General features: G+C 65.1%; 13 protein-coding genes. 9 read left to right on the top strand and 4 right to left on the bottom strand.

Annotated elements, in window-relative coordinates; translation table 11 throughout:
- Position 1: 1 nt before the first annotated feature.
- From RSO01_RS27375 to mmsB, 4 genes are all read left to right on the top strand, one after another.
- On the top strand, positions 2–916 hold the full coding sequence (locus RSO01_RS27375; RefSeq protein ID WP_147153453.1) for an aminotransferase class IV: 915 nt from the start codon (positions 2–4) through the stop codon (positions 914–916).
- Between the two features lie 263 nt (positions 917–1,179).
- Positions 1,180–2,226 carry a multiple monosaccharide ABC transporter substrate-binding protein gene (chvE, locus tag RSO01_RS27370; protein ID WP_373867954.1) on the top strand — a complete coding sequence of 349 codons (1,047 nt, stop codon included), beginning with the start codon at positions 1,180–1,182 and terminating at the stop codon, positions 2,224–2,226.
- A gap of 98 nt (positions 2,227–2,324) precedes the next feature.
- Positions 2,325–3,914, top strand: a complete 1,590-nt coding sequence (gene mmsA, locus RSO01_RS27365) for a multiple monosaccharide ABC transporter ATP-binding protein (protein WP_147153448.1) — start codon at positions 2,325–2,327, stop codon at positions 3,912–3,914.
- Positions 3,911–5,101: a multiple monosaccharide ABC transporter permease gene (gene mmsB / locus RSO01_RS27360; RefSeq protein ID WP_147153446.1), complete on the top strand. Its 1,191-nt coding sequence runs from the start codon at positions 3,911–3,913 to the stop codon at positions 5,099–5,101. The genes mmsA and mmsB overlap by 4 nt, the downstream gene beginning before the upstream one ends.
- Before the next feature lie 42 nt (positions 5,102–5,143).
- On the opposite strand, the gene RSO01_RS27355 is transcribed toward mmsB, so the two are convergent.
- From RSO01_RS27355 to RSO01_RS27340, 4 genes are read right to left on the bottom strand one after another with little or no spacing between them, the layout of a single operon-like run.
- Positions 5,144–6,301, bottom strand: coding sequence for a uroporphyrinogen decarboxylase/cobalamine-independent methonine synthase family protein (locus RSO01_RS27355; protein WP_147153444.1), 1,158 nt, complete (start codon positions 6,299–6,301; stop codon positions 5,144–5,146).
- Between the two features lie 10 nt (positions 6,302–6,311).
- Positions 6,312–7,979, bottom strand: a complete 1,668-nt coding sequence (locus tag RSO01_RS27350; protein ID WP_147153442.1) for a hydantoinase B/oxoprolinase family protein — start codon at positions 7,977–7,979, stop codon at positions 6,312–6,314.
- Positions 7,976–9,991, bottom strand: coding sequence for a hydantoinase/oxoprolinase family protein (locus RSO01_RS27345; RefSeq protein ID WP_147153440.1), 2,016 nt, complete (start codon positions 9,989–9,991; stop codon positions 7,976–7,978). Before RSO01_RS27345 ends, RSO01_RS27350 begins: the two co-directional genes overlap by 4 nt.
- Entirely contained in the window at positions 9,991–10,248 is a 258-nt protein-coding gene (locus RSO01_RS27340; RefSeq protein WP_147153438.1) for an accessory factor UbiK family protein, read from the bottom strand. The genes RSO01_RS27345 and RSO01_RS27340 overlap by 1 nt, the downstream gene beginning before the upstream one ends.
- Positions 10,249–10,327: 79 nt before the next feature.
- Here RSO01_RS27340 and RSO01_RS27335 point away from each other — a divergent pair, with 79 nt between their 5' ends.
- The 5 genes from RSO01_RS27335 to RSO01_RS27315 all read left to right on the top strand — a co-directional run bounded on the left by RSO01_RS27335 (position 10,328) and on the right by RSO01_RS27315 (position 13,462).
- Complete coding sequence (locus RSO01_RS27335; protein WP_147153436.1) at positions 10,328–11,062, top strand: enoyl-CoA hydratase/isomerase family protein; 735 nt, start codon at positions 10,328–10,330, stop codon at positions 11,060–11,062.
- A 3-nt stretch (positions 11,063–11,065) separates the two neighbouring features.
- Positions 11,066–11,863, top strand: coding sequence for a pyrroline-5-carboxylate reductase (gene proC / locus RSO01_RS27330; RefSeq protein WP_147153434.1), 798 nt, complete (start codon positions 11,066–11,068; stop codon positions 11,861–11,863).
- Positions 11,860–12,483 (top strand): TetR/AcrR family transcriptional regulator, encoded by a 624-nt coding sequence (locus RSO01_RS27325; protein ID WP_147153432.1) that lies wholly within the window; start codon positions 11,860–11,862, stop codon positions 12,481–12,483. The genes proC and RSO01_RS27325 overlap by 4 nt, the downstream gene beginning before the upstream one ends.
- A 132-nt stretch (positions 12,484–12,615) precedes the next feature.
- Positions 12,616–13,050: a phasin family protein gene (locus tag RSO01_RS27320; protein ID WP_147153430.1), complete on the top strand. Its 435-nt coding sequence runs from the start codon at positions 12,616–12,618 to the stop codon at positions 13,048–13,050.
- Between the two features lie 73 nt (positions 13,051–13,123).
- Positions 13,124–13,462, top strand: a complete 339-nt coding sequence (locus tag RSO01_RS27315) for a tRNA-binding protein (protein WP_147153428.1) — start codon at positions 13,124–13,126, stop codon at positions 13,460–13,462.
- The last annotated feature ends 40 nt before the right edge of the window (positions 13,463–13,502 follow it).

Genomic DNA, 13,502 nt, shown 5'->3' with positions numbered 1-13,502 from the left:
CATGACGACGGAGCAGGCGAGCGCGCAGGCCTACAAGGCCGACGCGCGCAACGACAACGTTCTGGTCTACGTGAACGGCCAGTTCGTGCCACGCAACGAGGCACGGGTCTCGGTGTTCGATTCGGGCTTCGTGCTGGGCGACGGCGTGTGGGAGGGCCTGCGGCTGGTCAAGGGCAGGCTGATCAGCCTCGAGGCGCATCTCGATCGGCTGTTCGAGGGTGCGCGATCGATCCAGCTCGATATCGGCTTGTCGCGCGAGGGCGTGGTCAAGGCGGTGCAGGACACGCTCGACCGCAACGGCATGACCGACGGCGCGCATGTCCGCCTGATGGTGACGCGCGGCGTCAAGAAGACGCCCAACCAGGACCCGCGCTTCGTGATCGGCCCGGCCACGATCGTGATCGTGGCCGAGTACAAGACGCCGCTGCCCGAGGCCAAGGCCAAGGGCTACGCGCTCTTCACCTCGACTTTCCGCACCACCGGTCCCGATCAGTTCGACCTGCGCCTGAACTCGCATTCTCGCCTGAACCTGATCCAGGCCCTCATCCAGGCGATCAATGCCGGCGCCGACGAGGCCCTGATGCTCGATCCGCGCGGCTTCGTCGCTTCCTGCAATTCGACCAACTTCTTCATCGTGCGCGGCCGCGAGCTCTGGACCTCGACCAGCCTCTACAGCTTCAAGGGCATCACCCAGCAGAACGTGATCGACGCGTGGCGCAACGCCGGCAACGTCGCCCGCGAATGCGACTTCACCCTGGCGCAGGTCTATTCGGCGGATGAGGCGTTCGTGACCGGCACCCTGGGTGGCGTCACGCCCGTAACCAAGGTCGATGGCCGCTCCATCGACGACGGCAAGCCAGGCAAGGTCACGAAAGAAGCAAGCGAGCTCTACCTGCGGTCGGTCGGAGCGCTCTGAGGCGGCGCGCCGGTCCGCCGCCATCTTTCGCGCCGCCCTCGTCTCAGCCTGCACTTTACGTGCGACCCGCAGGCTTCCGCCGATGCCATGACGTATGCCTTTATGACACTTGCAGAACTGCAAAGCGTGATCGATCATTCATTTTCTGCTGGCCATGATAGCGCCCGACGATGCGTCGCTCGCATCGGCCCAAAAGCAGACCGCGATAATGCAGCGACTGAAGCTCAATACGTTGGGAGTGAAACATGAATTTCCTCAGATCGATGCTATCCGCCATCGTGCTTGGTTCGGTTGCACTTGCAGGTTCCGCGCTCGCGCAGGGCAAACCCACTGTCGGCATCGCGATGCCGACCAAGTCTTCTGCGCGCTGGATCGATGACGGCAACAACATCGTGAAGGTGTTGAAGGAGCGCGGTTACAACACCGACCTGCAATACGCCGAAGACGATATTCCAAACCAGCTCTCCCAGATCGAGAACATGGTGACCAAGGGCGCCAAGGTGCTGGTTATCGCTTCGATCGACGGCACCACGCTGTCCGACGTGCTCAAGCAGGCCAAGGCCAAGGGCATCACCGTGATCGCCTACGACCGGCTGATCCGCGACACGCCCAACGTGGATTACTACGCGACCTTCGACAATTTCAGGGTGGGCGTGCTGCAGGCGCAGTCGATCGAGCAAGGGCTGAAGTTGAAGGAAGGCAAGGGCCCGTTCAACATCGAGCTGTTCGGCGGCTCGCCCGACGACAACAATTCCTACTTCTTCTACAATGGGGCGATGTCGGTTCTGCAGCCCTATATCGACAGCGGCAAGCTCGTGGTCGTGAGCCGCCAGACCGGCATGGACAAGGTCTCGACGCTGCGCTGGGACGGCGCCACGGCGCAAGCCCGGATGGATAATCTCCTGAGCGCATTCTACACCACGAAGCGGGTCGATGCAGTGCTCTCGCCCTATGATGGTCTGTCGATCGGCATCCTGTCGTCGCTCAAGGGTGTCGGCTACGGCAGCGGCAACATGCCGATGCCGATCGTCAGCGGCCAGGACGCGGAGGTGCCGTCCATCAAATCGATGCTGCGCGGCGAGCAGTATTCCACCATCTTCAAGGACACCCGCGACCTCGCCAAGGTCACCGCCGACATGGTGGATGCGGCGCTGAACGGCAAGACCGTGACGGTGAACGACACCAAGACCTACAACAATGGCGTGAAGGTGGTGCCGTCCTATCTGCTGACGCCCGTGGTGGTCGACAAGACCAACTGGGAGAAGACCTTGATTGATAGCGGCTACTACAAGAAGGCGCAGTTCAACTGAGTTGGACTGCGACCAGGCATGAAAGCGATCCGTCGTCATGGTCGCGCATGGCGACGGTAGCTGATCGTGTCTGACGTCACCGGGTTCAGGGAGCCTGAATGAGCACGTTGCTCGAAATGCGCGGCATCAGCAAAGCCTTCGCCGGCGTGAAGGCGCTGGAGGACATCAATTTCACTGTCAGGCAGGGGGAGATCCACGCCGTGGTGGGCGAGAACGGCGCCGGCAAGTCCACGTTGGTGAAGGTATTGAGCGGCGTCTATCCCCACGGCAGCTATGACGGCAGCATCGTCTATGACGGCAGGGAGCGGCACTTCCGCGACATCAATGATTCCGAAGCGCTCGGCATCATCATCATCCATCAAGAACTCGCGCTGATCCCGCTGCTCTCGATCGCGGAGAATATCTTCATCGCCAACCCGCCGTCGCGATTCGGCATGATCGATCGCGATGCGGTCTACAAGAGGTCGCAGCAGCTGTTGGCGAAAGTTGGACTCAATGAAGCGCCGGACACGCTGGTCACCAACATCGGAGTCGGCAAGCAGCAGCTGGTGGAGATCGCCAAGGCGCTGTCCAAGGAGGTGCGCCTCCTGATTCTCGACGAGCCGACCGCGAGCCTCAACGAAAGCGACAGTGCCGCGCTGCTCGACCTGTTAGTCGAGTTCCGTTCCCAGGGCATGTCCGCGATCCTGATTTCGCACAAGCTCAACGAAGTGGCGCGCGTCGCCGACCGCATTACCGTGCTGCGCGATGGTCGCACCGTCGATACGATGGATTGCCAGGCCAGCACGATCGAAGAGGACCGCATCATCCGCAAGATGGTGGATCGCGACCTCGAACATCGCTTCCCGAAGCGGGAACCGACCATCGGCGAGCCGGTGTTCAAGGTCGAGAACTGGTCGGTTTATCATCCGCTGCATGCCGGCCGACAAGTCATCAAGAACGTCGACTTCCAAGTCCGGCGCGGGGAGATTGTCGGCATCGCCGGCTTGATGGGCGCCGGGCGCACCGAGTTCGCAATGAGCCTGTTCGGACGCTCCTGGGGCCGCAGGATCACCGGCCGCGCCCTGCTGCACGGCCGCGAGGTCGACCTGTCGACCGTCAGCCGCGCCATCGACGCCGGCCTTGCCTACGTCACCGAAGACCGCAAGCAACTCGGCCTCCTGCTGGCCGACGACGTCCGAAAGAACATAACGCTCGCCAACCTCGGCAGTGTCTCGTCCGGTCACGTCATCGACGACATCAAGGAGATGCGGGTGGCGAGCGACTATCGCAACCGCATGCGCATCCGCTGCTCCGATGTCTATCAGGCCTCCGGCAACCTGTCGGGCGGCAACCAGCAAAAGGTGGTGCTGTCGAAATGGCTGTTCACCGATCCGGAAATCCTGATCCTGGACGAACCGACCCGCGGTATCGACATCGGCGCCAAGTACGAGATCTATTGCATCATCAACGAGCTGGCCGACGCCGGCAAGGCCGTCATCATGATCTCGTCCGAGATGCCGGAGCTGCTCGGGATCTGCGACCGCATCTGCGTCATGAACGAAGGCGCCTTTGTCGGCGAATTCGACCGTAGCGAAGCGACGCAGGAGAAAATCATGCGCGTCATCGTGCGCAAGGGCGAGCGGTTGGTCGATAGAGACCTGCAAAGAAGTTCGGCCGAGGAGCTGTCGGGAGGCGCGCTTCGATGAGCGACAAGACTGCGACGCTTCCCGGCACGCGCGAGCATGCCGGCTTCGTCAAGACCAACCTGCGCGAATACGGCATGCTGCTGTCGCTGTTCGCGATCATGCTGTTCTTCGAGCTCGTCACCGACGGCACGTTGCTGCGCCCACTCAACCTCACCAATCTGGTGCTGCAGAACAGCTACATCGTGATCATGGCGCTCGGCATGCTGCTGGTGATCGTCACCGGGCACATCGATCTTTCGGTCGGCTCGGTCGCAGGCTTCATCGGTGCGATCGCCGCGGTCCTGATGGTGCGCTACGGCGTCCATTTCATTCCGGCCACCATCGCCTGTCTCGCGCTCGGTGCGCTGATCGGCGCGGCGCAAGGCTACTGGGTGGCCTATTTCAAGATTCCGTCCTTCATCGTCACGCTGGCCGGCATGCTGGTGTTCAAAGGGCTCGCGCTCGCTGTGCTGCAAGGCCAGTCGGTCGGTCCGTTCTCACCGACCTTCCAGAAACTCTCTTCCGGCTTCATTCCGGAACTGTTTCCCGGAGCCGGCACACTCTATCCCACCTCGCTCCTGATCGGTGCGGCGCTGGCGCTTGGTCTGGTCTACATCAGCGTCAAGACCCGCGCCCGTCGTGCCAGCCATGGCGTCGAGGTCGAGCCCACCAGTTTCTTTGCGCTCAAGAATGCGATCCTGGTCGGCGTGGTCATCTATTTCACCTATCTGATCGCCTCGCATCGCGGTTTGCCCAACGTGCTGGTAATCATGGTCGCACTGATCGCGCTCTATGGCTTCGTCACCACGCGCACGACCATTGGCCGGCAGATCTATGCGGTCGGCGGCAACGAGAAGGCGGCAAAGCTCTCCGGTATCAAGACCGAGCGGCTGACCTTCCTGACCTTCGTCAACATGGGGGTGCTGGCTGCGCTCGCCGGGCTGGTGTTCGCCGCGCGACTCAACACGGCAACGCCGAAAGCCGGGCTCGGTTTCGAGCTCGACGTCATCGCCGCCTGCTTCATTGGCGGTGCCTCGGCCTATGGGGGTGTCGGGCGGGTAGCTGGTGCCGTGATCGGCGCGCTGATCATGGGCGTGATGAACAACGGCATGTCGATCCTCGGCATCGGCATCGACTATCAGCAGGTGATCAAGGGGCTGGTGCTGCTCGGCGCGGTATGTCTCGACGTCTACAATCAACGTCGTTGAGCCTTACGGGTAGGCGTTTGGCCGTGACGCGGCCGAACGCAGTCAGTGCCAGACGCGCCGAGCCGTCTCCAGGATGACCTCGAGCTTGCGCCATTGCTGGTCGTGGCTGAGGTCGTTGCCCGACATGCCTGACGCGAAGCCGCATTGTGGGCTGAGCGCGAGCTGGCCAACGTCGAGGAAGCGGCTCGCCTCCTCGATACGGCGCAGCAGGGCGTCCACCGTCTCGACCTCGCCGGTCTTGGTCGTGACCAGGCCCAGCACGACCACCGGCGCCTGGCCGAGCGGGCCCTTGGGTACGAAGCGCAGCGGCTCGAAGCCGCCGGCGCGGGCGGTGTCGTACTCCAGCAGGAGGCGATCGAAGCGCAAGGTCGAGAAGAGCTCCTCGGCGATGCCGTCGTAGGTCCCTTCGCGATGCCACATGCTGGCGCGGTTGCCGCGGCAGATATGGATGCCGAACACGGCCTTGCTGGCATGGTCAGCCACCACGGCGTTGGAGGCCTTCACGGCCCGCCGCAGGTTGGCCATGGGATCCTCGCCATTGGCGCGCATGCGCTCCAGGGTCGCGCGGTCGACGTAGCCTGTGTAGCTCGGCTCATCGAGCTGCACGTAGGGGCAGCCGGCCTCGACCAGCTCGCCGACCATGCGGCTCTGGATCGCGACGACGTCGGCCAGGAAGGCATCGGCGCTGTCATAGGCAGGCTTTGAAGCCGGCAGGTCGCACATCTGCGAGACGCGGTCAGGCCCCATCAGCATGGCCTTGCCCGGTGTCGTGGCCACGGCGGCGAGACGCCGGTATTCGCCGAGCGGGAAATTGCTCAGCAGCCGCAGCCTGCTCGTGGCCGGCGTCTTGTAGCTCTGGACCGCATCGGCGCCGAGCGTGTTGGCGCGCTCGTGCTCGTGGCGCATCGCGGGATTGGCGAGGAACGACCGCCACGACGCCTCGTCCAGCGCCCAGCCCTCGATCTGGCTGAAGCTGACGTGCCAGTTGATGCGGCCGAACTCGCCGTCGGTCACGATCGGGAAGCCGATCGCCTGCTGCCTGGCGACGACATCGCGAATGGCCTGCTCGACCAGCACATCGAGGGCGCTCAGCGTGATGTCGCCCTTTGCGCAGGAGAGGAATGAGGAGATCAGCGAGGCGGGGCGCAACAGGCTCCCCACCTGATCGACGCGCAGTCCGAGGAGCTCGGTCCGCCGCATCGGCCGGCGGCTACTCGGCCGCCAGCTTTCGCGCCGCGCGGGGATCGCGGGTCAGCAGGCCGTCGGCCAGGTCGCGCTCAATCAACGCGTCCGGCCGCTCGGAGATGCGGCCGAAGCCGCCACCGCCGCCCACGAACATCTCCACGATGTCGCCCTTGGCGAGATCGACGGCGGCCTTGCTGCGCAGGTCCTCGACCGTGCCGTTGGCGCGATGGACGCGGCAGTAGCCGCGCTGGCCAGGCTCGCCGCCTTGCAGTCCTTCCGGCGCGAGACGGAAGCGGTCGGAGTAGATCGCGAGCTGCACGTCGTCGCGAAGGATCTCGCAGCGGCGGAAGAAGCCTGCGCCGCCGCGGCGCGCGCCCAGGCCGAAGGAATCGGGGGCGAGCTCGTAGCCGACGATGCGGAAGAAGTCGTAGTCGATGTCGAGCGATTCGACGGGGGCGTTGGAGCAGTTGCTGAGCGGCGAATCGACCGCGTCGCAGCCGTCGGCGTCCTTGGAGGCGCCGTAGCCGCCGCCGAAGATCTCCAGATAGACGCTATAGCCCTTCTCGCCGAGATGGCTGAGACAGAACGCCGTCGTGCAGTCGAAGCCGGTGGCGATGACCTTGTCGGGCAGCGCCTGGGCCATCGCCTTCATCACGGCGTTGAACACGCGATAGGCCGGGATCATGCGCGCCCGCACCGGTGCCGGCGGCCGCGGGTTCAGCAGCGAGCCGTACGGCACCTTGATCTTGATCGGCCGCGCCATGCCCTCGTTGTAGGGAATGTCCGGGCTGGTCAGCACCGACTTCACGCAGGACAGCGCAGCCGACAGCGTCGAGGAGTAGGGGCAGTTGAGGTTGCGCTTGACCTGCGGGCAGGTGCCCTCGAAGTCGATTTCTACTGAATCCTCGGCGATTGTGACCTTGGCCTTCACGACCAGCGGGTCGTCGGTGAGCCCATCGTCGTCGACGGCGTCCTCGCCATAGAACGTGCCCTTCGGGGCCTGGGCGATGGCGGCGCGCACGCGACGCTCGGAGTAATCCTGCATCTCCTTCATCGCCGCTTCGACCTTGTCGGCGCCATAGCGCTCGCAAAGCTGTTTTACGCGCAACACCCCGATGGCATTGGCGGCGAACTGGGCATTGAAGTCGCCGATGGTGAGGTCGGGCACGCGCACATTGGCGGTGACCAGACGCTCGAAGGAGCCGCCGTTCCAGTCACGCTGGAAGTCGTACTTGCTGGGCGGGAAGCGCAGGCCTTCCTGGTAGACGTCGGAGGCGTGAATGTTGAGCCCGGGCGCGCCGCCGCCGAGATCGAGGTGATGGGCCACCGAGGCGCCGAAGCCCACGACGCGGCCGGCGACGAAGATGGGCGTGAAGATGAAGACGTCGGGGATGTGCTGGCCGCCCTCGAACGGGTCGTTGTTGATCAGGAAGTCGCCTTCCTTCAGCGTGTCGACCGGATGGCGCCTGAGGCAGGCACGCAGCGTCTCGCCGATCGGGCCCAACTGCATGGGGATGAGCTCGGCCTGCGCCACCGTGTTGCCGTCGCGGTCCATCAGGCCGGCCGAGCCGTCGCGCGCCTCGCGCAGGATGGTCGAATAGGCCGAGCGGATCAGCTTCACGCCCATCTCGCGGGCGGCGGCGATCAGCGCCTGGCTGATCACGGCATAGTCGATGGGACTCAACGCGGTCATTGTGTTCTCCGCAGGATGAGATTGTCGGCCGCGTCTAGCTCGGCTGTCCAGCCAGGCGGGACCCACGTAGTGGCCGTGTAACCCTCGATGACGGCGGCGCCCGTGATCTTCTGGCCGGCCGTCAGTGTCTCGGTCGTGTAACGCGAGCAGTCGACCCAGGCGTCGTCGTGGAAGATCTTTGCCTTCTCCGCCGCGCGTGCGGCCAGCATCTCTCGATCGAGCCGCGGCGCCGTGCCGATGGGCAGCGTCGCGCCCACCCTGAGGGTCACGATCTCGACCGGGCGATCGAGCGTGGCGCCGTGCATGAAGGTGCGATGATGGGCGTCGGCGAACAGCTCGGCGAGATAGGCCGAATCGAGCGAAGCGGGCCGGCTCGCCGGCAATTCCACGCCGACCTCGAAGGCCTGGCCGACGAAGCGCATGTCGAGCGTGTGTGTATAGACGAGGTCGCCAGGCAGCTTCATGTCGGCGAACTGTGCGGCCAGTCGCGCGCGCATTTCGCTGAAGATGCGGCCGGCTTCCGTCGCGGCGGCATCGTCGAGCTTCATCTTGCGCGTGACGGCGTCGAACTTGGTGTAGTCCGAGGCGACCAGCCCGTAGGCGGAAATCACGCCGGCATTGGGCGGCACGACGATGGTCGAGATGCCGAGCTCCTCGGCAATGCGCGCCGCATGCAGGGGACCGGCGCCGCCGAACGGCACCAGCGCATAGTCGCGCGGATCGCGGCCACGCTCGGTCGAGACCAGCTGGATGGCGCGGACGATGTTGGCGTCGGCGAGCTGCAGCGCCGAAGAGGCCGCCTGCTCGACGCTGAGGCCAAAACGTTGCGCCAATGGCTCGAAGGCGTGCTTTGCCGCCTCGCCGTCGAGGCTCATGCGGCCGCCCAAGAAGGCGCCGGGCCGGATGGTGCCGATGACGATATGCGCGTCGGTCGTCGCAGGCTCCGTGCCGCCCTTGCCGTAGCACGCCGGTCCGGGATCGGCGCCGGCGCTTTGCGGGCCGACGCGCAGCATGCCGCCGTCGTCGACCCAGGCGATCGAGCCGCCGCCCGCGCCGACCGACACGATGTCGAGCACCGGCGTGCGGATGGGGAGGCCGTCGATCTCGCTTTCCGAGGCGAGCGAGGGCCGGCCGTCCTGCACCAGGCAGACGTCGGTCGAGGTGCCGCCCATGTCGAAGGTGATGAGGTCGTTGAAGCCCGAGCGTGCGGCCTGGCGCGTGGCGCCGACCACGCCGGCCGCCGGGCCCGAGTACAGCGCGGTGATGGCGCTTTCGCGCATCGCCTCCGCCGGCAGTCGCCCGCCGTTGGATTGCATTACCGTGAAGCGGCCCTTGAAGCCGGAGTCGGCAAGCTTGCTCTCGAAGCGATGCAGGTAGCCGTCGATCACCGGCTGCACATAGGCCGACAAGAGCGTCGTCGAGGCGCGCTCGAACTCGCGGAATTCCCGCGCCACCTGGTGGCTCGCCGTCACCAGCACGTCGGGCAGCGCCTCGGTGATCAGCGCCGCCAACCGCTTCTCATGCACCGGATTGGCATAGGCGTTGAGCAGGCAGATCGCGACGGCGCGGTAGCCGCCGGCCTTGATGGCCGGGATCAGCTCTCTCTTGACCGTAGCTTCGTCGAGCGGCTTTTCGATCGAGCCGTCGGCATTGATTCGCTCGAGCGCCTCGAAGCAGTCCTTGCGGCGCACCGGCGGCGCGGGCTTGGCGTAAAAGAGATCGTAGATGTTGCGCCGGTCGTGGCGCTGCATGAACAGGAGATCGCGGAAGCCGGCCGTCGCGACGAAGGCGACCGACGCGCCCTTGCGCTCGAGCACGGCGTTGGTGGCGACCGTCGAGCCGTGGCCGAGGTCCTCGATCTTCGCCAGATCGATGCCTGAGGCGGTGAGCGCCGCGAAGGCGCCGATATCGGGACTCCGAGGCGTGCTCGGAACCTTGGTGACGACGACCTTGCCGCCTTCGACGGCCACCAGGTCGGTGAAGGTGCCGCCGACCTCGACGCCGACGCGCATCAGCTCTGGGGCCCGGCGAGCTTGGCCTGCAGCTCGGCGATCTGCTTCTTCAATTCCTCGTTCTCCTCGCGTGCCTTGGCGGCCATGGCCTTGACCGCCTCGAACTCGTCGCGGCGGGGAATGTCCATGCCGTCGAGGATCTTGGCGATCTGGTCGCGGACGCGGGCCTCGACCTCGTCCTTGACGCCGGTCAACGCGCCCATGGCGCCGTTGGCCATCTTCGTAAGGTCGTCGATGAACGGATTGCGGGTCTGCATGACTGTGACTCCTGATGCGGCGAGTATGGGCGGCTGGTAGCATCCCAGCAAGAACGCCCGAGAATGTCGGAGGAGCCCCGTGGGTCTGGTAAAAGTCGAGTCGAGCGAAGGCATCACCACCATCACCATGACGCGTGCCGATAAGCGCAACGCGTTGAACCAGCAGCTTTGTGACGAGCTTTTGGACGCCTACACGGCCTTCGAGGCAGGCCCCGACCAGGTCGCGGTTTTGCAGGCCGATGGGCCGGCTTTCTGCGTCGGCGCCGATCTGAAGGATCCGCCAGCCGCCATGTGGAAGGCGGTGCCCCATGTCAGCCACAAGCTCAGCAAGCCGGTGATCGGCGTCACCCAGGGCTGGGTGATCGGCGGCGCCATCTGCATGGTCATGACCTGCGACCTGATGGTCTCGGCCGACACCACCAAGTTCATGTACCCCGAGGCCAAGGTCGGCGTGTTCGGTGGCCTGATGCCCGGCATCGTGTCGCGCATGCCGCACAAGGTCGCGATGGAGCTCCTGCTGCTGGGCGAGGAGATCTCGGTCAAGCGCGCCTACGATGTCGGCTTCGTCAACAAGGTCGTGCCGCTCGGCGAGGAGCGCAAGGAAGGTCGGCGCATGGCCAAGATCATCGCCGATTCCGCACCACTGGTGATCCGCACCCTGCGTGACTTCGCCAACCAGACCCTGCCGCGCGGCCCGGCCGAGAACTTCGTGCCCGAGCGCTACAAGCTCGAGCGCATCGCCGCCAGCGAGGACCGCAAGGAAGGCGCCGCCGCCTTCCGCGAGAAGCGCGCGGCGCGATTCAAGGGCAGGTAGGCCATGGGCGATCTTCTCCTCGTCGGGTGCGGCAAGATGGGCGGCGCCATGCTGGAAGGCTGGCTGGCGCGTGGGCTCTCGGCCGCCGATGTCGTCGTCGCCGAGCCGGTCGATGCGCTGCGGCCGCGCACGTCCGGTGTGCGTGCCGTCGCCTCGACTTCCGATGTGGCCAAGACGCCCGAGATCGTCGTGCTGGCGGTCAAGCCGCAGTCGATGGACGGCGTGCTGCCCGACCTGAAGCGCTTCGCCGACGAAGGCGCGGTGTTCCTGTCGATCGCCGCCGGCAAGACGCTGAAGTATTTCGCGAGCCATCTCGGCACGACGGCCAAGGTCGTGCGCTCCATGCCCAACACGCCGGCGGCGGTGCGCCAGGGCATCTCCGTAGCGACGGCGGCAGGCGGCGTCTCGGAGGCGGAGAAGAATCGCTGCCATCAGCTGCTCGAAGCTGTCGGCCAGGTCGTGTGGGTCGATGATGAGGCTTTGATGGATCCGGTGACGGCGCTGTCGGGCAGCGGTCCGGCCTATGTCTTCCTGCTGGTCGAGGCGATGGCGGCGGCCGGCGCCAAGCTCGGCCTCACGCCCGACATGGCCATGCAGCTCGCGCGCGCCACGGTGGCGGGCAGCGGCGAGTTGTTGAAGCAGTCGAGCGAACCCGCATCGCAGTTGCGCGTTAACGTCACCAGCCCGGGCGGCACTACGGCCGAGGCCCTGAAGGTGTTGATGGCGGCGGACGGCATCCAGCCGGTGTTCGACAAGGCATTGGCGGCAGCGTCGCGGCGATCGAAGGAGCTTGCGGGATGACGCCGGCCAACGAAGCGGCACTCGACGCTTTCACCAGGCTGATCGCCGAGAAGGGGTTCGCCGATGTCGCCTTGCGCGATGTCGCCGAAGCCGCAGGCCTCGGCCTCGCCGAGCTCTACAAGGTCTATCCCGACAAGGTGGCGCTGGTTTCGGCCTTCATGGCGAAGATCGATGCCGAGGTTTTGGCTGGTACGCCGACGAAAAGCGATCCCGAGGAGACGGCGCGCGATCGGCTGTTCGACGCCATGATGCGCCGCTACGACGCGCTCAGGCCCCATCGCGAGGCCTTGGCCGCGGTCCGTCGTGCCAGCCTGCGCGATCCTATGCTGGCGCTCGCAATCGGCCCGGCGCTGCGCCGATCGATGGCCGCCATGCTCGAAGCGGCCTCGGTTCCGAGTGAAGGCCTCACGGGTGCGCTGCGGCAGAACGGGCTTTTGGCCATCCATGCCGCCGTGTCGCGGGTCTACGACAAGGACGAGACCACCGACCTGTCGAAGACTATGGCCGCTTTGGACAGCCGTCTTAAAATGGCCGAGCGGTGGGCTCAACTCTTTGATAAATATGTGAAATCTCCTGAGGTCAGGAAGCCAACCGACGAGGCAGATTCGCCTGCTTCGTGAACGTTTTGTGCAATGCACAAAACGTTCTCTTGACTTTGTGCACCGCAAGCATAAATTCACCGCCGTTGTGCACCGCAGCAAAGCGGTTCGACCCTGACTTCACGCGTCTCGTTTGCCTCGCAGGAGAGCCCCATGTACGCCAACGGTACCTTCAAGAACCCCTTCACCGACTTCGACTTCACCAAGTTCACCGGCGAGTTCAAGCTGCCGACCGTCAACGTCGAGACCTTCGTCGAGACCGCCCGCAAGAACTTCGCGGTTCTGACCTCCGCCAACACCGCCGCCGTCGAGACGATGAAGACCATCGGCCAGCGCCAGGGCGACATGGTCCGCGCGGCGATGGAAGACTTCTCCAAGCACGGCAGCGAAGTGCTCTCGGCCGCCACGGTCGAGGAGAAGGTCATCAAGCAGATCGATTTCGCCAAGAAGAGCTACGAGACGGCGATCGCCAACACCAAGGAGATCGCGGACCTCGTCGGCAAGAGCCAGGCCGAGGCTTTCGAGGCGCTGAGCGCGCGCGTTGCCGAGCTGACCGAAGAGGTCAAGGCCGCGATCGCCAAGAAGTAAGTAATTTCGGTCAGCCCGGGCCAAAGCCTTCGGGCCGGCTGTTTCAGCCGGCCCGAATGTGCTTTAGGGGGGCATGAGTACGATCACTTACGACGACTTCGCGCGGGTCGATATCCGCGTCGGCACCATCCTCGAAGCAGCGCCGCTCGAGGGGGCGCGCAAGCCAGCCTATCGGCTATTGATCGACTTCGGGCCGGAGATCGGCCAGCGGAAGTCATCGGCGCAGATCACGATCCACTACAAGGTCGAGGAACTGATCGGCCGCCAGGTCGCCGGCGTCGTCAATTTCCCGCCGCGCCAGATCGGCAAGTTCATGTCCGAAGTCCTGACGCTCGGCTTTCCCGCCGAGGATGGCAGCGTCGTCCTGATCGTGCCGACCCAGAAGATCCCCAACGGCGGAAAGCTGTTTTAGGGGAGCGCGGGCCTCCGGCCCGCTCATGATGCGGGCCGGA

The sequence above is a fragment of the Reyranella soli genome, assembly GCF_007992495.1.
Classification (GTDB): Bacteria; Pseudomonadota; Alphaproteobacteria; order Reyranellales; family Reyranellaceae; genus Reyranella; species Reyranella soli.
The sequence above is the reverse complement of the archived record's forward strand: the minus strand, read 5'-3'. Positions and strand labels throughout refer to the sequence as shown.